This window comes from Pseudomonas sp. LS_2 (assembly GCF_042709235.1).
Classification (GTDB): domain Bacteria; phylum Pseudomonadota; class Gammaproteobacteria; order Pseudomonadales; family Pseudomonadaceae; genus Aquipseudomonas.
On the sequence record NZ_JAVAYC010000025.1, the window covers coordinates 39,479 to 59,389 of the forward strand.

The window sequence follows — 19,911 nt, forward strand, 5'->3', positions numbered from 1 at the left end:
TGAGCCTTGTTTACGCAACCTGTCGTCCCGAGCACTGCCGGCGGGCCGGCGAAGGCCGCGATCCGGTCGGGACATGGTTTCTAGCTTGACAGAGCCGTTCGATATGTCAAACGACTGGCGCGTCGTCATATCCGCTGTTCTTGGGCTTTTTCAGGGCTGCAAGCCATGGCTGGCAAGGGTTTGCCAGGGAGGTCGGTCAATAATATTTAACGATGCAGTCGGCTCATTGCATGGCTGCAATGTATGGCGGGGAGGGCATGGGCAGATTTGACAGCTCCCCGCGCCCAAGTGGAAAGTGCCAGCCATTGCCAACGCTGTAGCCACTCCAATACCTACAAAGGAGCTCCAGATGTCCGCACCTTCCGCCAGCCCCGTCGTACGCGTGCCATTCGCTGAATTGCAGGGGCTGCTGCAGCGTATCTTCGTGCGCCATGGCTGCGCCGAGCAGGTAGCCTCGGTGCTTGCCCACAATTGCACCAGCGCCCAGCGCGATGGGGCGCACAGCCACGGTGTGTTCCGCATGCCCGGCTATGCCTCAACCCTGGCCAGTGGCTGGGTTGACGGCCAGGCCCAGCCTCGGGTCAGCGATGTGGCGCCGGCCTGTGTGCGTGTGGATGCCGCAGGCGGTTTCGCCCAGCCGGCCCTGGCTGCCGCGCGGGCGCTGCTGGTGGAGAAGGCACGTACAGCGGGCATCGCGGTGCTGGCGATTCATAACTCCCACCATTTCGCCGCCCTCTGGCCGGATGTCGAACCCTTCGCCGAAGAAGGCCTGGTGGCGTTGAGCGTGGTCAACAGCATGACCTGCGTGGTGCCCCACGGCGCCCGCAAGCCGCTGTTCGGCACCAACCCCATCGCCTTTGCCGCGCCTTGCGAAGGGAGTGACCCGATCGTCTTCGACATGGCCACCAGTGCCATGGCCCATGGCGACGTACAGATCGCCGCGCGCGAAGGCGAGCAACTGCCCCCAGGCGTTGGCGTGGACGCCGCCGGCGAGCCGACTACCGAGCCCAAGGCGATCCTCGGCGGCGGTGCCTTGCTGCCCTTCGGTGGGCACAAGGGCTCGGCGCTATCGATGATGGTCGAGCTGCTGGCTGCGGCGCTGACCGGCGGGCATTTCTCCTGGGAATTCGACTGGGCCGCGCACCCTGGCGCCAAGACGCCCTGGACCGGTCAGTTGATCATCGTCATTGACCCGAGCAAGGCAGAAGGTGGTCGCTTCGCCCAGCGCAGTCGCGAGCTGGTCGAGCAGATGCAGGCGGCGGGCTTGTCGCGCCTGCCCGGCGAGCGGCGCTTTCGCGAGCGGGCGCGTGCCGAGCGCGAGGGGGTGGCGCTGACCGAGCAACAGCTTCAGGGGCTGCGGGCACTGCTCGATTGAGCGCGGCCTGTACCGCTATGCAACGCTGCATGCGCACTGTGCACATTCAATGATGTTCCTGCGTCGTCACTGCGGGTATTCTCTGGGCAGCCTTTTCCGAACTGTCCTGATCCAAGGAGCTGTGCGCTGTGTTCAAACATGTCGATGCCTATGCCGGCGACCCGATTCTCTCGCTGATGGAGACCTTCAAGGCCGACCCCCGTGCCGACAAGGTCAACCTGAGTATCGGTCTGTACTACGACGAAGCCGGCGTGGTGCCGCAACTGGCGGCGGTGGGCGAGGTGGAGAAGCGCCTGGCAGGCCAGCCCCACGAAGCCTCGCTGTACCTGCCGATGGAAGGCCTGGCCAGCTACCGCCAGGCGATTCAGGCGCTGCTGTTCGGTGCCGACCACCCGGCAGTGACCGGCAAGCGCATCGCCACCGTGCAGACCGTGGGCGGCTCCGGCGCGCTGAAGGTCGGTGCCGACTTCCTCAAGCGCTACTTCCCGCAGTCCGAGGTCTGGGTCAGCAACCCGAGCTGGGACAACCACCGCGCGATCTTCGAAGGCGCGGGCTTCAAGGTGCACACCTACCCGTACTTCGACCAGGCCAGCCGCGGCCTTGACTTCACGGGAATGCTGGCGGCGCTGCAGGGGTTGCCCAAGCAGGCCATCGTGCTGCTGCACCCGTGCTGCCACAACCCCACTGGCGTCGACCTGGACCAGGGTCAATGGCAACAGGTGGTGGAGGTCGTCAAGGCACGCGAGCTGATCCCGTTCCTCGACATCGCCTACCAGGGCTTCGGCGAAGGCCTGGAGCAGGACGCCTATGCCATCCGTGAAATGGCCCGTGCCGGGGTGCCGTGCCTGGTCAGCAACTCGTTCTCCAAGATCTTCTCGCTGTATGGCGAGCGGGTCGGGGGCTTGTCGGTGGTCAGCGACGATGCCGACAGCGCGCAGAGCGTGCTGGGCCAGCTCAAGGCCACGGTGCGCCGCAACTACTCCAGCCCACCCACCTTCGGCGCCCAACTGGTGGCCGGCGTGCTCGGCGATGCGGCGCTCAACGCCCAGTGGGTGGCCGAGGTGGAGGTAATGCGCAAACGTATTCTCGACATGCGCCAGGGCCTGGTCGACCTGCTCGGGCAATTGCTGCCGGGCCAGGATTTCCAGTTCTTCGTACGCCAGCGCGGCATGTTCAGCTACACCGGCCTCAGCGTGGAGCAGGTGCATCGCCTGCGTGACGAGTTCGGCGTATACCTGATCGACAGCGGGCGTATGTGCATGTCCGGCCTGCGTCCAGCCAACCTGCGCCAGGTGGCCGAGGCTATCGCGGCGGTTCAGCCGCGCTGACGGGGTCGCGCCGGGCGCTCTCGGGTGCCCGGCGTCTATTGAAGCACCACCAGCACCCTGTAGCAGCGGGCAAGCCCGCTGCTACAGGGTGCTTCTCGTTTCAAGGTGCACGTAAAAGGTGCAACCACCCCTCGGGAAGTGCTTCCCTGGTGCAACCTTTCGGTGCACAATCGCGCCCCTCTTTTTCGGTTGAGGTGGCGTGATGCTTCTATTACGCCACTCTCAGCCTGTTGCAGTCTTGCGAGTGGAGTTGCACCCGGAATGAATGAGCAGGCCCAAAGCGTCGAGCAACGCTTCGAATCGACCCAGTCCGCCGCCCTCGGCAGTTGGTCCCGTCATGACACCACCTGGATGCTGGGCCTGTTCGGCACGGCCATCGGCGCCGGGACCCTGTTCTTGCCGATCAACGCCGGCCTCGGCGGTTTCTGGCCATTGCTGGTGCTGGCGCTGTTGGCCTTCCCCATGACCTACTTCGCTCACCGCGCGCTCACCCGCTTCGTGCTCTCCGGCCGCGGCGACGGGGATATCACCCAGGTGGTCGAGGAGCACTTCGGCATCAAGGCCGGTGCCTCGATCACCGTGCTGTACTTCTTCGCCATCTTCCCCATCCTGCTTATCTATAGCGTGGCGCTGACCAACACCGTCACCAGCTTCATGGAGCACCAGCTGCACATGGCCCCGCCGCCGCGGGCGATCCTGTCGTTCGTGCTGATCCTCGGGCTGCTGGCGATCGTGCGCTGCGGCGAGCAGGCCACCGTCAAGGTCATGAGCTTGCTGGTCTACCCCTTCATCGTCGCCCTGGCGCTGCTGGCGCTATACCTGGTGCCGCACTGGAACGGTGGCATCCTCGACACCGCCAGCCAGCTGCCGTCGGGTTCGGCCTTCCTGCACACCGTATGGCTGGCGATTCCGGTCATGGTGTTCTCGTTCAACCACTCGCCGATCATCTCGGCCTTTGCAGTCGACCAGAAGCGCCGCTACGGCGTGCATGCCGATGAGCGCAGCGGGCAGATCCTGCGGCGTGCGCACTTGCTGATGGTGGCCATGGTGCTGTTCTTCGTGTTCAGTTGCGTCCTCACCCTGACCAGCGCCCAGCTGGCCGAGGCCAAGGCGCAGAACCTGTCGATCCTGTCGTACCTGGCCAACCACTTCAGCAACCCGGCCATCGCCTTCGCTGCGCCCCTGATCGCCTTCATCGCCATCGCCAAGTCGTTCCTGGGCCACTACATCGGAGCCAGCGAGGGCCTCAAGGGCATCATCGCCAAGACTGGCCTACGCCCAGGCGCCAAGGCCATGGACCGCACTGTCGCCGGCCTGATGCTGGTGGTGTGCTGGGTGGTCGCTACCCTGAACCCGAGCATCCTCGGGATGATCGAGTCGCTGGGTGGGCCGATCCTTGCGGTGCTGTTGTTCCTGATGCCGATGTACGCCATTCGCCGCGTGCCGTCGATGCGCAAGTACAGCGGCGCATTGTCCAATGTCTTCGTGGTGGTGATCGGCCTGGTGGCCTTGAGCTCGGTAGTCTACGGACTGATCCCGCGCTAACGGCACACTGTATGAAAAAGCCCGGGTCGGCATGCGTCATCCGGGCTTTTTGTTGTCAGTGGCAGTAGGCACTCGCACGCCTTCATGCTTAACTCTGGGTCTTTTCCAAACCCGCATAAGGACTTCCGCCATGGCTCAAGTGACTCACAAAGGCAACCCGATCAAGGTCAACGGCGAACTGCCGCAGGTCGGCGCCAAGGCTCCGGCTTTCACCCTGGTCGGTGAGGGCCTGGCCGACAAGTCGCTCAATGACTACGCCGGCAAGCGCAAGGTGCTGAACATCTTCCCAAGCATCGACACCCCGACCTGCGCCACCTCCGTGCGCAAGTTCAACGCCCAGGCCAATGACGTCGCCAACACCGTGGTGCTGTGCGTCTCCGCCGACCTGCCGTTCGCCCAGGCGCGCTTCTGCGGCGCGGAAGGCCTGAACAACGTGAAGAACCTGTCTACCTTCCGCAGCCCCGGCTTCCACGAGCAGTACGGCGTGGCCATCGCCGAAGGCCCGCTGGCGGGCCTGACCGCGCGCGCAGTGGTGGTGCTGGACGAGAACGACAAGGTGCTGCACAGCGAACTGGTCGCCGAGATCGGCCAGGAGCCGAACTACGAGGCGGCGCTGGCTGCCCTGAAGTAAGGGGCGTGTCCCTGCGTTAACATTCTGCATACACCGTGTAACGGCCTGGAAATACTTCCCAGGCCGTTTTCATTTAAAGTTCATCGGTTTAGTAACGTCAGCCCAAGGTAAATCCCTGGTAAAGGCACTTTGCGAAACCTGCACCAGTGCTTATGGTGCAACCTCCCCACATCGCTCTCTGAACAAGGTTCGTTCAAGCCATGCAAGCTTCTGTCTCCCGTTCCCCCCGTCGCTGGCTGTTCGGCCTGCTGATCCTGCTGCTGGTCGCCATGCTGGCCTGGTGGCTGTGGCCCGCCGCGCCGGCTCAAGAGGAAGGGGCTGGGGCCAATCGGCCGGGGCGTGGCGGCCCCATGGGCATGGGGCGTCCGGGTTTCGGCGGCTCCACCGAGCCGGTACCGGTGCGTGTCGAACCCGTGCGCGTGGGTGACTTCCCGCTGTACTTCAAGGCCCTGGGCACGGTGACCGCGACCAACACGGTCAACGTGCGCAGCCGGGTGGCTGGCGAGCTGGTGAAGATCCACTTCAAGGAGGGCCAGCAGGTCAAGGCCGGCGACCTGCTCGCCGAAATCGACCCGCGCCCCTACCGCATCGCCCTGCAACAGGCCGAAGGCACCCTGGCGCAGAACCAGGCGCAACTGAAGAACGCCCAGGTCGACCTGGCGCGCTACAAGGGCCTGTATGCCGAAGACAGCATCGCCAAGCAGACCCTCGACACCGCCGAGGCGCAGGTGGGGCAGTTCCTCGGGCTGGTCAAGACCAACCAGGCCGCAGTCAGCGATGCACGCCTGAACCTCGAGTTCACCCAGATCCGCGCGCCCATCAGCGGTCGCCTGGGCCTGCGCCAGCTCGACCTGGGCAACCTGGTCGCGGCCAACGATACCACCGCGCTGGTGATCATCACCCAGACCGAACCGATCAACGTCGCCTTCACCTTGCCCGAAACGGAACTTGCCACGGTCCTGGAGCGCTACCGCAGTGGCGCCAGCCTGGCGGTGCAAGCCTGGGACCGTGGCGACACCAAGCTGCAATCCACAGGCGTGCTGGGTAGCCTGGACAACCAGATCGACCCCACCACCGGCACCTTGAAGTTCAAGGGCTTCTTCGAGAACAAGGACCACGCCCTGTTCCCCAATCAGTTCGTCAACGTGCGCCTGCTGGCCGACACTCTCAGGCAGGTCACCCTGGCGCCGGCCGCCGCTATTCAGTACGGCAATGACGGCACCTTCGCCTATGTGGTCAACGCCGAAAGCAAGGTCAATATCCGCAAGCTCAAGGTGGGCGCCAGCGACGGTGAGAACAGCGTGATCCTCGAAGGCCTGGCGCCTGGCGACAAGCTGGTGCTCGAAGGCACCGACCGCCTGCGCGAAGGCAGCCCGGTAGAGGTGGTGCAAGACAGCTCGCAAGTACCGACCAGTCCCGGCCAGCACCTGCAAGGCCAGGATGCCAAGGGTGCGGCCAAGGTCGGTGAGTCGGGCAAGGCGGGCGCATGAACATCTCGCGGTTGTTCATCCTGCGACCGGTCGCCACCACGCTGAGCATGCTGGCCATCGTCCTGGCCGGCCTGATCGCCTACAAGCTGCTGCCAGTCGCTGCGTTGCCCCAGGTCGACTACCCGACCATCCGGGTCATGACCCTGTACCCCGGCGCCAGCCCGCAGGTGATGACCAGCGCGGTCACAGCACCCCTCGAGCGCCAGTTCGGGCAGATGCCAGGGCTGACCCAGATGGCTTCGACCAGCTCGGGCGGCGCCTCGGTGCTGACCCTGCGCTTCAGCCTGGACATGAACATGGACGTCGCCGAGCAGCAGGTGCAGGCCGCGATCAACGCCGCCAGCAACCTGCTGCCCAGCGACCTGCCGGCGCCGCCGGTGTACAACAAGGTCAACCCTGCCGATACCCCGGTACTGACCCTGGCGATTTCATCCGCCACCTTGCCGTTGCCCAAGCTCAACGACCTGGTCGACACCCGGGTTGCGCAAAAGCTCGCGCAGATCAGCGGCGTGGGCATGGTCAGCATCGCCGGGGGCCAGCGCCAGGCGGTGCGCATCAAGGTCAACGTCGACGCCCTGGCCGCCAACGGCCTGAACCTGGACGATGTGCGCACCCTGATCGGCGCCTCCAACGTCAACCAGCCCAAGGGCAACTTCGACGGCCCGACGCGTGTGTCGATGCTCGATGCCAACGACCAGCTGCGCTCGCCCGAGGAGTACGCCAACCTTATCCTCGCCTACAACAATGGCGCGCCACTGCGCCTGAAGGACGTCGCCGAGATCGTCGACGGCGCCGAGAACGAGCGCCTGGCGGCCTGGGCCAACCAGAACCAGGCGGTGCTGTTGAACATCCAGCGCCAGCCGGGGGCCAACGTCATCGAGGTGGTCGACCGTATCCAGCAGATGCTGCCGAGCATCACCGACAACCTGCCAGCCGGCCTCGACGTATCGGTGCTCACCGACCGCACCCAGACCATTCGTGCCGCCGTGCGCGACGTGCAGCACGAACTGCTGTTCGCCATCGCCCTGGTGGTGATGGTGACCTTCCTGTTCCTGCGCCGGGTCAGCGCAACGGTCATTCCGTCCATCGCCGTGCCGCTGTCGTTGATCGGTACATTCGCGGTGATGTACCTGGCAGGCTTTTCGATCAACAACCTCACCTTGATGGCCCTGACCATCGCCACCGGTTTCGTGGTGGACGATGCCATTGTCATGCTGGAGAACATCTCGCGGCATATCGAAGAGGGCGAGACGCCGATGCAGGCAGCGCTCAAGGGCGCGCGGCAGATCGGCTTCACCCTGGTGTCGCTGACCCTCTCGCTGATCGCGGTGTTGATTCCGCTGCTGTTCATGGCCGATGTCGTCGGCAGGCTGTTCCGCGAGTTCGCCATCACCCTGGCGGTGGCGATCCTGATTTCCCTGATGGTGTCGCTGACCCTTACCCCGATGATGTGCGCGCGCCTGCTCAAGCGTGAGCCCAAGCCTGAGGAGCAGGGCCGCTTCTACCGCGCCAGCGGCGCCTGGATCGACTGGTTGATCGAGCACTATGGACGTGCCCTGACCTGGGTACTGCGTCACCAACCGCTGACCCTGCTGGTGGCCATCGGCAGCCTGGCGTTGACCGTGTTCCTGTATGTGGTCGTGCCCAAGGGTTTTTTCCCGGTGCAGGACACCGGGGTAATCCAGGGTATTTCCGAGGCGCCCCAGTCGGTCTCGTTCGCCGCCATGAGCGAGCGCCAGCAGGCTCTGAGCAAGGTGATCCTGCAAGACCCTGCGGTGCAGAGCCTGTCGTCCTACATTGGCGTGGACGGCGACAACGCCACGCTCAACAGTGGCCGCCTGCTGATCAACCTCAAGCCCCACGGCCAGCGCGACGTCACCGCCAGCGAAGTGATCGCGCGCCTGCAACCGCAGCTCGACCGCCTGGTGGGCATCCGCCTGTTCATGCAGCCGGTGCAGGACCTGAGCATCGAGGACCGGGTCAGCCGCACCCAGTACCAGTTCAGCCTGTCGTCGCCCGATGCCGATCTGCTCGCCCAATGGAGCGGCAAGCTGGCCGAGGCCCTGCAACAGCGCCCCGAACTCAAGGACGTGGCCAGCGACTTGCAGGACAAGGGCCTGCAGGTCTACCTGGTGATCGACCGTGACCGTGCCAGCCGCCTTGGGGTCAGCGTTTCGCAGATCACCAATGCGCTGTACGACGCCTTTGGCCAGCGGCAGATCTCCACCATCTATACCCAGGCCAGCCAGTACCGCGTGGTATTGCAGTCCCAGGCGGCGGCGAGCATCGGCCCGCAGGCGCTGGAGTCGATCCATGTCAAGGCCACCGATGGCGGGCAGGTACGTCTGTCGGCGCTGGCGCGCATCGAGCAGCGCCAGGCGCAACTGGCGATTTCCCATATCGGCCAGTTCCCGGCGGTGATGATGTCGTTCAACCTCGCCGAGGGTGTGGCGTTGGGTGAGGCGGTCAAGGCAATCGAGCAAGTCCAGCGCGACATCGGCATGCCGCTGGGCGTGCAGACCCGCTTCCAGGGTGCAGCCGAGGCCTTCCAAGCCTCGCTGTCGAGCACCTTGCTGCTCATTCTCGCCGCCGTGGTGACCATGTACATCGTGCTGGGCGTGCTGTACGAGAGCTATATCCACCCGGTGACCATCCTCTCGACCCTGCCGTCCGCTGCCGTGGGGGCGCTACTTGCGCTGCTGCTCAGCGGCAACGACCTGGGCATGATCGCCATCATCGGCATCATCCTGCTGATCGGCATCGTCAAGAAAAACGCGATCATGATGATCGACTTCGCCCTCGAGGCCGAACGCCACCAGGGGATGACCCCGCACGAGGCGATCTACCAGGCGGCGCTGCTGCGTTTCCGGCCGATCCTGATGACCACCCTGGCGGCGCTGTTCGGTGCCTTGCCATTGATGTTCGCCACCGGCTCCGGCGCCGAGCTGCGTCAACCGCTGGGCCTGGTGATGGTTGGCGGGCTGTTGGTCAGCCAGGTGCTCACGCTGTTCACCACGCCAGTCATCTACCTGTACTTCGACCGCCTGGCCCGCCGCTGGCGCCCCGCGGCTGACGCCTCGCAGGCCCAGGCATGAACCTGTCCGCGCCGTTCATTCGCCGGCCGGTAGCGACCATGCTGCTGAGCCTGGCGATCATGCTGCTGGGCGGCCTCAGCTTCGGCCTGCTGCCGGTTTCGCCGTTGCCAAAGCTGGATTTCCCGGTGATCGTGGTGCAGGCCAACCTGCCTGGAGCCAGCCCCGAGGTGATGGCCGCCACCGTGGCTACGCCACTGGAGCGCAAGATGGGCAGCATCGCCGGGGTCACCACCCTGACCAGCAGCTCGAACCAGGGCTCCACCCGGGTAATCATCGGCTTCGATGCCGGCACCAACGTCGACGCGGCCGCACGCGAGGTTCAGGCTGCGATCAACGCCACCCGCAACCTGTTGCCCAGCGGCATGCGCAGCATGCCCACCTACAAGAAGGTCGACCCATCCCAGGCGCCGATCATGGTGCTGTCGCTGACCTCCAATGTGTTGCAGAAGGGCCAGCTGTACGACCTGGCCGACACCATCCTGTCCCAGAGCCTGGCCCAGGTCGCCGGGGTAGGGGAGGTGCAGATCGGCGGCAGTTCGCTGCCTGCCGTGCGGATTTCCCTGGAGCCCCAACTGCTCAACCAGTACGGCCTGGCCCTGGACGACGTGCGCACCGCCGTGGCCAACGCCAACCAGCGCCGGCCCATGGGCTTCGTCGAGGATGCCGAGCGCAATTGGCAGGTGCGGGCCAACGACCAGCTGGAAACCGCCGCCGACTACGAGCCGCTGGTGATCCGCCAGCAGGACGGCGCCATCCTTCGCCTGGGCGATGTGGCAACGGTCACCGATGGGGTAGAGAACCGCTACAACAGCGGCTTCTTCAACGAGCAGAGCGCGGTGCTGCTGGTGATCAACCGCCAGACCGGCGCCAACATCATCCAGACCGTCGAGCAAATCAAGGCGCAGCTACCGGCTTTGCAGTCGCTGCTGCCGGCCAGTGTCAAGCTGGACGTGGCCATGGACCGCTCGCCGGTGATCAAGGCGACCCTCAAGGAGGCCGAGCACACCCTGCTGATCGCCGTGGTGCTGGTAATCCTGGTGGTCTACCTGTTCCTCGGCAACCTGCGCGCCTCCTTGATTCCGAGCCTCGCGGTGCCGGTGTCGCTGGTGGGCACCTTCGCCGTCATGTACCTGTGCGGGTTCTCCCTGAACAACCTGTCGCTGATGGCGCTGATCCTCGCCACGGGCCTGGTGGTGGACGATGCCATCGTGGTGCTGGAGAACATCTCGCGGCATATCGAGGATGGCCAGCCGCCGATGCGCGCGGCGTTCCTCGGGGCCCGTGAGGTGGGCTTCACGCTGTTGTCGATGAACGTCTCGCTGGTGGCCGTGTTCGTCTCGATCCTGTTCATGGGCGGCATTATCCGCAGCCTGTTCCAGGAGTTCTCGATCACCCTGGCGGCGGCGATCATCGTGTCGCTGGTGGTGTCTCTGACCCTCACGCCGATGCTCTGCGCACGCTGGCTCAAGCCCCACCAACCGCAGCGCCAGACCCGCCTGCAGCAATGGAGCGATCGCCTGCACCAGCGCATGGTCGCCGGCTACGACCGCAGCCTGGGCTGGGCCTTGCGCCACCGGCGCCTGACGCTGCTGAGCCTGTTGGTGACCATTGTGGTCAACATCGCCTTGTACGTGGTAGTGCCCAAGACCTTCCTGCCGCAACAGGACACCGGCCAGTTGATCGGTTTCGTGCGTGGCGACGACGGCCTGTCGTTCACCGTGATGCAACCGAAGATGGACATCTACCGCCGCGCCTTGCTCAAGGATCCGGCCATCCACAGCGTGGCTGGCTTTATCGGCGGTAACAACGGCACCAACAACGCCTTCATGCTGGTGCGCCTGAAGCCGATCGCCGAGCGTGGTGCCTCGGCGCAAGAGGTGATCGAGCGCCTGCGCAAGGAAATGCCCAAGGTGCCAGGCGGGCGGCTGTTCCTGATGGCCGACCAGGACCTGCAGATCGGCAACGCCGGCCGCGACCAGAGCAGCTCGCAATACCAATACACCCTGCAGAGCGGCGATCTGCTGGCCCTGCGCGAGTGGTTCCCGAAGGTCACGGCGGTGATGCGCACCCTGCCTGAACTCACCGCCATCGACGCCCGCGACGGCGCCGGTACCCAGCAGGTGACCCTGGTGGTCGACCGCGATCAGGCCAAGCGCCTGGGTATCGATATGGCGATGGTCACTTCGGTGCTCAACAACGCCTACAGCCAACGGCAGATCTCCACCATCTACGACACCCTCAACCAGTACCAGGTGGTGCTGGAGGTCAACCAGAAATACGCCTGGGACCCCAGCACCCTCGAGCAGGTGCAGGTGATCACCGCCGATGGCGCGCGGGTGCCGCTGTCCAGCTTCGCCCGTTACGAGAACAGCCTGGCCAATGACCGGGTCAGCCATGAAGGCCAGTTCGCCGCCGAGAACATCGCCTTCGACATCGCCGAGGGCTATAGCCCCGATCAGGCCCTGGCGGCCCTGGAGCGTGCGGTGGCCAAGCTTGGCCTGCCAGAGTCGGTGATCGCGCGCCTGGGCGGCACCGCCAATGCCTTCGCCAAGACCCAGGAGGGCCAGCCGCTGATGATCCTCGGCTCCCTGGTGCTGGTGTACCTGGTGTTGGGCATCCTGTACGAGAGCTACATCCACCCCTTGACCATCCTTTCGACCCTGCCGTCGGCCGGGGTCGGTGCCTTGCTGGCGCTGTACGCCACAGGCGGCGAATTCAGCCTGATCTCGCTGCTGGGGCTGTTCCTGTTGATTGGCGTTGTGAAGAAGAACGCCATCCTGATGATCGACCTGGCCTTGCAACTGGAACGCAACGACGGCCTGACCCCCGAGGAATCCATCCGCCGTGCCTGCCTGCTGCGCTTGCGGCCGATCCTGATGACTACGCTGGCAGCCATCCTTGGCGCGTTGCCGCTGCTGCTCAGCCGCGCCGAGGGCGCCGAGATGCGCCAGCCGCTGGGCCTTACGGTGATCGGCGGGCTGGTGTTCAGCCAGATACTCACCCTTTACACCACGCCCGTGGTCTACCTGTACCTGGACCGCCTGCGCCACCGTTTCAACCGTTGGCGCGGCGTGCGCACCGACGCCGCACTGGATACCCCGCTATGAACTTTGCCCAGACCCCACTTCACCGTGCCCTGCAATTGATGACCGGTGGCCGCGGCTCACGCCTGCTCACCGCCAGCTTGTGCGCGGCGATGCTCAGCGCCTGCACCCTGAGCCCGGACTACCAGCGCCCCGAGGTCCGCACTGCGGCGCAGTTCAAGCAGGCCGAGGGCTGGACCCAGGCCAACCCGTCGGACGCCATCGCCCGTGGCGCCTGGTGGGAAATCTATGGCGACGCCGGGTTGAATGCGCTGGTGGAGGAGCTCAACCGCAGCAACCAGACAGTCGCCCAGTACGAGGCGCAGTACCGCCAGGCCCAGGCGCTGATCCGCAGCAGCCGGGCCTCGCTGTTCCCAAGCCTGGACCTTACCACCAGCAAGAACCGCTCGGCCCAGGGCACCGGTAGTTCCAGCTCGAGCCTGTCGAACAACAGCAGCGGTATTCGCAACACCTACAACGCCCAATTGGGCGTGAGCTGGGAAATCGACCTGTGGGGCAAGCTGCGCGAAACCCTCAACGCCAACGAAGCCAGTGCCGAGGCCAGCTTCGCCGACATGGCCGCAATCCGTTTGAGCCAGCAGTCGGAGCTGGTGCAGAACTACCTGCAACTGCGGGTCATCGATGAGCAGAAGCGCCTGCTCGAAGCCACCGTGGCAGCTTACGAGCGCTCGTTGCGGATGAACGAAAACCAGTACCGTGCAGGTGTTGCAGGCCCCGATGCGGTGGCCCAGGCACGCACTCAGCTCAAGAGTACCCAGGCCGACCTGATCGACCTCGCCTGGCAGCGAGCCCAGTACGAAAACGCCATCGCCGTGCTGATGGGCAAGGCCCCGGCCGACTTCTCCCTGGCTGCCAGCGACAGCATTCCTGCGCTGCCGAACATCCCGGTGTCGCTGCCTTCGCAACTGCTCGAGCGTCGCCCGGACATTGCCGCGGCCGAGCGCAACGTGATGTCGGCCAACGCCAACATCGGCGTGGCGCGGGCTGCGTACTTCCCGGACCTGTCGCTGAGCATGAGTGGTGGTTATTCCAGCAGCTCGTTCAACAACTGGGTCGAGCTGCCCAACCGCTACTGGTCGGTGGGGCCGCAATTGGCCCTGACGCTGTTCGATGCCGGCAGACGCAGCGCCGAAGTCGACCGTACCGTGGCGGTGTACGACCAGACCGTGGCCCAGTACCGCCAGGCGGTGCTCGACGGCTTCCGCGAGGTGGAGAACTACTTGGTGCAACTGAAAGTGTATGGTGACGAGGCGGTGGTGCGCCAGGAGGCACTGGATGCCGCGCGCGAGTCGTTGCGCCTGACCGAGAACCAGTATCGCGCCGGGCTGATCGGCTACCTGGACGTGGTGAACGTGCAGACCACTGCGCTGAGCAACGAGCGCAGCGTGCTGAACCTGTTGCAAGGGCGGCTGGTGGCCAGCGTGCAACTGATCGCCGCGCTCGGCGGCGGATGGGAGGCGCAGCAGGCGTTTGCCGAGCAGGCTCGGCGCGAGGAGTGAACTGAGCGGGCGGCAGGCGCCGTGCAGGCTGTAGGCAGTCAGCGAGGCAAAGCGCTATCCTCGCCCGCTTTAACGGGTGGAAGCGTTCGGGCCTCGGCGGATGAGTGATGGCGGCGTACTGGCCGAGGGGCTGGCGCCCGCGCCGATAGCGGCCTGCGCCAACCTGGAATGGATCCAGTCTTCGTTGTAAAACCCCGTGCGTTTCGCCTGCGCTCGCGTAAACTCTGCGCTTTTCCCAGGCCCTCGCGGGCAAGGCCGGAATTCGAAATGCTGACGGGCAGTTATTCCTTCTCGATGGTGCTGATCTCGCTGTTCGTGGCGATCCTGGCGTCCTACACGGCGCTGGACCTCACCGGAAGGCTGGCCACGGCCAGGGGGCGGGCGGTCTACCTTTGGATGGGCGGTGGCGCACTGGCCATGGGTGTCGGTATCTGGTCGATGCATTTCATCGGCATGCTGGCCTTCAAGCTGCCCATCGACCTGGGCTACGACCTGACCCTGACCGCTCTCTCGCTGCTGATCGCCGTGCTGTCGTCAGGTTTCGCCTTGTGGCTGGTGAGCCAGCCACGCCTGCCGTGCGCGCAGTTGGCGCTGGGGGCGCTGTTCATGGGCATGGGCATCGCCAGCATGCACTACACCGGCATGGCGGCGCTGCGCATGCAGCCGGGTATCGACTACGATCCGAGCTTGTTCACGGCCTCGCTGGCAATTGCGGTGGGGGCTTCGGCGGCCGCCTTGTGGATCGCCTTCCGCCTGCGTCGGCATACCCCCTACGTGCGGCAGATTCGTGGTGCGGCGGCGGTGGTGATGGGCATCGCCATCGTTGGTATGCACTACACGGGCATGGCGGCGGCGGGGTTTCCCGAGGGCAGCTATTGCGGCGCCCTGGCCACGGGGCTGTCGGGTAACTGGCTGGACTACGTCGTGCTGATCACCACCTTGGCGGTGCTGTCCGTCGCCTTGCTGACCTCGGTGCTGGATGCACGCATGGAGTCGCGCACCGCAGAGCTTGCCCGCTCGCTGACCCTGGCCAACCAGGAACTGACCCAGCTGGCCCTGCACGACACCCTTACCGGGCTGCCCAACCGCACCTTGCTGGCCGACCGTATCGAGCAGGCGATCGCCAAGGTCGCCGAGCAGGGCGGCTGCTTTGCCTTGATGTTCATCGACCTGGATGGCTTCAAGCCGGTCAACGACGCCTTCGGCCACCATGTCGGCGACCAACTGCTCAAGGCGGTAGGCGCACGCTTGCGCGCTGGCCTGCACAGCCAGGACACCCTGGCGCGGATCGGCGGCGACGAGTTCGTGCTGCTGGTGGAACTGGCAGAGCCCGACGATGCCGTAGGGGTGGCCGAGCAGCAGGTCAACCTGGCCTCGCAGCCGTTCCATGTGGCCGAGCACGAGCTGCAACTGTCGGCTAGCCTGGGGATCGTGCTGTACCCCGGCAATGGCGGCGACCTGCACGAGTTGCTGCGCAATGCCGACGCCGCGATGTACCACGCCAAGAGCGCAGGAAAGAACGGCTACAGCTTTTTCGACATGTCGATGAACAGCAATGCACGCCAGCAACTGCAACTGCTCCAGGACCTGCGCGCCGCCTTGGAGCATGGCCAGTTCCGCCTGTACTACCAGCCCAAGTTCGACGCCATGCGGCGCGAGCCTATCGGCGCCGAGGCGTTGCTGCGCTGGGAGCACCCCCAGCATGGCCTGCTGCTGCCAGACCGCTTCATTGGCCTGGCGGAAAAGACCGGTCTGATAATCCCCATCGGCGAATGGGTACTGGGCGAGGCCTGCCGACAGATGCGCGTGTGGCTCGAGCAAGGCCGTGAAGACTGGCGTATCGCGGTGAACCTTTCGACCATCCAGTTCTGCTACCCAGGCCTGGTGCACAGTGTGGCCGAGGCCCTGGCTAGCAATGGCCTGCCTGCACACCGATTGACCCTGGAAATCACCGAGACCACGGCGATGCGCGATGCCGATGCCAGCCTTGCGGTGTTGCAGCGCCTGGCGGACATGGGCGTGGACCTGTCCATCGACGATTTCGGCACCGGTTATTCCAGCCTGATGTATCTCAAGCGCCTGCCCGCCAACGAGCTGAAGATCGACCGCGGGTTTGTGCGCGACCTGGAGCAGGACAGCGACGATGCAGCGATCGTCTCGGCCATCGTCGCGCTGGGGCAGGCGCTGGGCCTGCGTATCGTCGCCGAAGGGGTGGAAACAGACGGCCAGCAGGACTTCCTCACGCGGCTGGGGTGCGATTCGTTGCAGGGCTACCTGCTGGGCCGCCCAGTGCCGCCTGAGCAGCTCATACGTGAGCTCGACAGCAAGCAAGTCATGCCCAATGAAGTAACGTGACGTGAAAGGCCCGGCGTCAGACCGCGTCCTGCAAGCTACGGAAGGGGGCGAAAGCCTCCATTTCCACTTCTATGGCCTCGATGATGCGTTCCACGTCCGTGGCCGCCATGATCGCCGTGCAGGGAATGCCGGCAATGGCCAGCAGGGTTTCGCCGGTGGCCCGGTCAAACAGCCGCGCGACCATGCTGCGCGGCGCATCCATGCTGGCCTCGAAGCCCAAGGGATGAAAATGCCAGCGCATCACCTGGCAGGCGTTGGGGAACGTCATCTTGTTCATTGCCAGCCTCCTTGTCTTGAGCCTGAACACGCCGGATGGGTGGCCATCTGATTGCTCGGGGAACTCTAACCATAGCAGTTACCCGGTCAGTGTCGCCCACGCTATGTGACAAAGATGTCATTGCATGAATTGCGTCACAGCGCTGAGTACGCTGTCCGGGCCCGCAAAGCGCCTGGCAAACGTTTTCCGTGGCGCGGCGCGGGGAAGCCGGCTCCGCTTCGCAGGTCAAGTTTCGGACCAACGGCAGCCTGCCATCCCAAGGCAGGCTGTATCTCCATGGGCGCTGCCATGGGGTACCATTGCAGCGCTGCCGCGTACGCAACCCCTTGTACATCAAAGTCATGGCGGCGACGCTGCATGTCGTTTCACGCTACAGGACGCCGTTTTGACCCACCTTGTGCACAACCCTCTGTTGCAGTACCTCGCCCGACTGGCGCCATCGAGCCAGTTGACCATGCGCTACATCCTTCAGGACGCCGCTGACCGCCTGGGCTTCGTTGACTGCGATATCAGCGAGGTGCCCTGGCACGGCCTCGGGCCGGGGCAGGTAATTGCCCTGGTGGCTGCCCTGCGCGAGGACGGCTACGCGCCCAACACCTCGTCGCTGTACGTCAACGCGCTGCGTGGGGTGATGAACGAGGCGTGGCGCCAGGGCTTGATCGACCACGAGCGCTTGTTGCGCATCCGTGAGGTGAAGCCTGTCGCGGGCAGTCGCCTGCCGGCCGGGCGCAACTTGCGGCGTAGCCTGATTCGCGAGTTGATGCAGGTTTGCGCCGCCGACCCGCGTCCCCAGGGGGTGCGCGATGCGGCGATCATTGCGTTGCTGTATGGCACCGGGATGCGCAAGTCCGAGTCGGTGGACATCGACCTGGCCCAGGTCGACTTCCAGGAGCGCAGTTTGCAGGTGCTGGGCAAGGGCAACCGCCAGCTGCTCAAGTACGCTCCGGCCTGGGCCTTCGAAAAGCTCCAGGCCTGGCTCGACCTGCGCCGTGCCCAGTTGCCCGAAGGGGTGGCGGACGATGCCTTCCTGTTCAACCGTATCCGCCGGGGCAACCACATCACTCGGGCGCGCATCACCAAGCATGCGATCTACTACATCGCCCGCCAACGTGGGGCGCAGGTAGGGGTCAAGATCATGCCCCATGATTTTCGCAGGGCCTTCATCACCCGGGTGATCGAAGAGCATGACCTGTCGATCGCGCAGAAGTTGGCGCACCACGCTAATATCCAGACCACCGCCGGCTACGACCGGCGGGACGACAACGAGCGGCGCCGGGCGGTGGAGCGCTTCGATTACTGAGGTCACCACCTCTCACCAGCCGTGGCGCAGCACCGAGTGCACGAGGCGCCACGGCACTGGCCGGAGGTGAGCAGCGCCAGCTTGCCGTAGGAGCGGGTTTGACCGCGAAGGGGGCCTCAGGGTTTACCGCCGCCGCCACCTTGGCCGCCGCCACTGCCTTCCGACCCACTACCGTCCATGCCTGGCAGCCGCTGGTCATTCGGCTGGCCTGGCAGGCGCTCAGGGGCATCGCCCGGAAGGCGCGGGTCGGTATCACGCGGCATGGGCTTCTCGACGGGGTTCAGTGTGCTGTCCACCCCAGGCTTGGGCGCCGGGTTGTGGGGGTCGTCCGGGTAAGTAGTGCCGGTGCCCACCGCCATGGCCAGCGGTGAACAGAGCAGGGCAGCGAGCAGCAGGTAGCGTTTCATGGACAGGCTCCTTGCGACGCGGTGGTTGTGGTTAATCGTTTGGCCATTCCACGCGCAGCAAGGTGCCATTATCCCGACCGACGGTCAGATCACCATCGACAGCAACATGATGAAGATGATGCCGACCACCGACAGGATGGTCTCCATCATGCTCCAGGTCTTGAAGGTTTCGGCCACGGTCATGTTGAAGTACTGCTTGACCAGCCAGAACCCTGCATCGTTGACGTGGGACAGGATCAACGAGCCGGCGCCGGTGGCCAGTACCAGCAGCTCACGGTTCACCCCCGGCACCAGGTCGACCACCGGCGCGACGATGCCGGCACCGGTAATGGTGGCAACGGTGGCGGAGCCGGTGGCGATACGAATTACCGCCGCCACCAGCCAGGCCAGCAGGATCGGCGAGATCTCGGCCTGCACGGCCATCTGCCCGATCACGTTGCCCACACCGGTATCCACCAGCATCTGCTTGAAGCCGCCACCGGCGCCTACGATCAACACGATGGCCGCGGTGGGCGCCAGGCTCTGGTCGAGCATCTTCATGATCTGCTGGCGCGAGAAGCCCCGCGCCGAGCCGAAGGTGTAGAAGGCCAGCAGCAATGCCGCAAGCAGGGCGCTGATCGGATGGCCGATCAGATCCAGCCACTGGCGCACGATGTGCTCGGCTGGCAGTACCACGTCGGCGAAGGTCTTGAGCAGCATCAGTGCGACGGGCAACAGCACGGTGACCAGGGTGATGGTGAAGCTTGGCAGGTTCTCCCGGTTGGATTCACGGGCGATCTGGTCCATCAGTTCCTGGGACGGGTTACCGGGGATATAGCGAGAAATGAAGTTACCGAACAACGGGCCGGCGATGACGGCGGTCGGCAGGGCGACCAGCAGGCCATAGAAGATGGTCTTGCCAATGTCGGCGTGGAAAATCCCGATGGCCAGCAGCGGGCCCGGGTGTGGCGGCACCAGGCCGTGAACCACGGAAAGGCCGGCCAGCAGCGGTATGCCGATCTTCACCAGCGACACCCCCGAGCGCCGGGCGACGATGAACACCAGCGGTATCAGCAGCACGAAGCCAATTTCGAAGAACAGCGGGATGCCCACCAGGAATGCGGCGAACATCATCGCCCAGTGCACCTTCTGCTTGCCAAAGGCGCGGATCAGCGTCTGGGCGATCTGGTCGGCGCCGCCGGAGTCGGCCATCAGCTTGCCGAGCATGGTGCCCAGCGCCAGGACGATGCCGACGAAGCCCAGTACGCCGCCGAAGCCGTCCTGGAACGACTTCATCACCTTGGCGACCGGCATGCCGGAGGTCAGGCCGAGAAAGCCTGCAGCCAGGGTCAGGGCGACGAAGGGGTGGACCTTGAAATGGGTAATCAGCAGGATGAGCCCGATGATGGTCACCAGGGCGTCAAGCAATAGGAAGGTATCGGTAGCCAGTCCGAACATGGTGGGTATGCCTCGGTCTTGTCGTTGTTGTTAGTGGCGAAACGGGGTGAAACGTTCAGGTTGAGACA

13 protein-coding genes are annotated in these 19,911 nt (G+C 64.9%); 10 read left to right on the forward strand and 3 right to left on the reverse strand.

Annotation, left to right across the window (positions count from 1 at the left end):
* Positions 1–349: 349 nt before the first annotated feature.
* The 9 genes from RAC97_RS19645 to RAC97_RS19685 all read left to right on the forward strand — a co-directional run bounded on the left by RAC97_RS19645 (position 350) and on the right by RAC97_RS19685 (position 16,422).
* Complete coding sequence (locus RAC97_RS19645; protein ID WP_375101284.1) at positions 350–1,375, forward strand: Ldh family oxidoreductase; 1,026 nt, start codon at positions 350–352, stop codon at positions 1,373–1,375.
* Positions 1,376–1,503: 128 nt separating this feature from the next.
* On the forward strand, positions 1,504–2,703 hold the full coding sequence (locus tag RAC97_RS19650; RefSeq protein WP_375101285.1) for an aromatic amino acid transaminase: 1,200 nt from the start codon (positions 1,504–1,506) through the stop codon (positions 2,701–2,703).
* Between the two features lie 261 nt (positions 2,704–2,964).
* A complete protein-coding gene (locus RAC97_RS19655; protein WP_375101286.1) occupies positions 2,965–4,248 on the forward strand; it encodes a serine/threonine transporter in 1,284 nt (427 codons plus the stop codon).
* Positions 4,249–4,378: 130 nt separating this feature from the next.
* The gene (gene tpx / locus RAC97_RS19660) at positions 4,379–4,879 is read left to right on the forward strand and encodes a thiol peroxidase (protein WP_375101287.1); all 501 of its coding nucleotides are present in this window, start codon (positions 4,379–4,381) and stop codon (positions 4,877–4,879) included.
* 200 nt (positions 4,880–5,079) lie between these two features.
* Positions 5,080–6,369 (forward strand): MdtA/MuxA family multidrug efflux RND transporter periplasmic adaptor subunit, encoded by a 1,290-nt coding sequence (locus tag RAC97_RS19665; protein WP_375101288.1) that lies wholly within the window; start codon positions 5,080–5,082, stop codon positions 6,367–6,369.
* A complete protein-coding gene (locus RAC97_RS19670; RefSeq protein ID WP_375101289.1) occupies positions 6,366–9,464 on the forward strand; it encodes an MdtB/MuxB family multidrug efflux RND transporter permease subunit in 3,099 nt (1,032 codons plus the stop codon). Before RAC97_RS19665 ends, RAC97_RS19670 begins: the two co-directional genes overlap by 4 nt.
* Positions 9,461–12,571 (forward strand): efflux RND transporter permease subunit, encoded by a 3,111-nt coding sequence (locus RAC97_RS19675; RefSeq protein ID WP_375101290.1) that lies wholly within the window; start codon positions 9,461–9,463, stop codon positions 12,569–12,571. The genes RAC97_RS19670 and RAC97_RS19675 overlap by 4 nt, the downstream gene beginning before the upstream one ends.
* Positions 12,568–14,067 carry an efflux transporter outer membrane subunit gene (locus RAC97_RS19680; RefSeq protein WP_375101291.1) on the forward strand — a complete coding sequence of 500 codons (1,500 nt, stop codon included), beginning with the start codon at positions 12,568–12,570 and terminating at the stop codon, positions 14,065–14,067. The genes RAC97_RS19675 and RAC97_RS19680 overlap by 4 nt, the downstream gene beginning before the upstream one ends.
* Positions 14,068–14,334: 267 nt before the next feature.
* A complete protein-coding gene (locus RAC97_RS19685) occupies positions 14,335–16,422 on the forward strand; it encodes a putative bifunctional diguanylate cyclase/phosphodiesterase (protein WP_375101292.1) in 2,088 nt (695 codons plus the stop codon).
* Positions 16,423–16,438: 16 nt separating this feature from the next.
* Here the strand turns inward: RAC97_RS19685 and RAC97_RS19690 are convergent, their stop codons facing one another.
* Positions 16,439–16,699, reverse strand: coding sequence for a DUF1652 domain-containing protein (locus RAC97_RS19690; RefSeq protein WP_375101293.1), 261 nt, complete (start codon positions 16,697–16,699; stop codon positions 16,439–16,441).
* Between the two features lie 385 nt (positions 16,700–17,084).
* On the opposite strand from RAC97_RS19690, the gene xerC reads away from it, so the two are divergent.
* Entirely contained in the window at positions 17,085–17,999 is a 915-nt protein-coding gene (xerC, locus tag RAC97_RS19695) for a tyrosine recombinase XerC (RefSeq protein WP_375101294.1), read from the forward strand.
* Positions 18,000–18,115: 116 nt separating this feature from the next.
* Here xerC and RAC97_RS19700 read toward each other — a convergent pair whose 3' ends face one another.
* A complete protein-coding gene (locus RAC97_RS19700; protein WP_375101295.1) occupies positions 18,116–18,406 on the reverse strand; it encodes a hypothetical protein in 291 nt (96 codons plus the stop codon).
* Between the two features lie 84 nt (positions 18,407–18,490).
* Entirely contained in the window at positions 18,491–19,843 is a 1,353-nt protein-coding gene (locus tag RAC97_RS19705; RefSeq protein ID WP_375101296.1) for a GntP family permease, read from the reverse strand.
* Between the last annotated feature and the right edge of the window lie 68 nt (positions 19,844–19,911).

Bases quoted from the DNA above. Each gene is read 5' to 3' on its own strand.
- RAC97_RS19700 (WP_375101295.1), bottom strand. From the start codon at position 18,406: ATGAAACGCTACCTGCTGCTCGCTGCCCTGCTCTGTTCACCGCTGGCC.
- RAC97_RS19645 (WP_375101284.1), top strand. From the start codon at position 350: ATGTCCGCACCTTCCGCCAGCCCCGTCGTACGCGTGCCATTCGCTGAA.
- RAC97_RS19690 (WP_375101293.1), bottom strand. From the start codon at position 16,699: ATGAACAAGATGACGTTCCCCAACGCCTGCCAGGTGATGCGCTGGCAT.
- tpx (WP_375101287.1), top strand. From the start codon at position 4,379: ATGGCTCAAGTGACTCACAAAGGCAACCCGATCAAGGTCAACGGCGAA.
- RAC97_RS19705 (WP_375101296.1), bottom strand. From the start codon at position 19,843: ATGTTCGGACTGGCTACCGATACCTTCCTATTGCTTGACGCCCTGGTG.
- RAC97_RS19655 (WP_375101286.1), top strand. From the start codon at position 2,965: ATGAATGAGCAGGCCCAAAGCGTCGAGCAACGCTTCGAATCGACCCAG.
- RAC97_RS19675 (WP_375101290.1), top strand. From the start codon at position 9,461: ATGAACCTGTCCGCGCCGTTCATTCGCCGGCCGGTAGCGACCATGCTG.
- RAC97_RS19670 (WP_375101289.1), top strand. From the start codon at position 6,366: ATGAACATCTCGCGGTTGTTCATCCTGCGACCGGTCGCCACCACGCTG.
- RAC97_RS19685 (WP_375101292.1), top strand. From the start codon at position 14,335: ATGCTGACGGGCAGTTATTCCTTCTCGATGGTGCTGATCTCGCTGTTC.
- RAC97_RS19680 (WP_375101291.1), top strand. From the start codon at position 12,568: ATGAACTTTGCCCAGACCCCACTTCACCGTGCCCTGCAATTGATGACC.
- RAC97_RS19665 (WP_375101288.1), top strand. From the start codon at position 5,080: ATGCAAGCTTCTGTCTCCCGTTCCCCCCGTCGCTGGCTGTTCGGCCTG.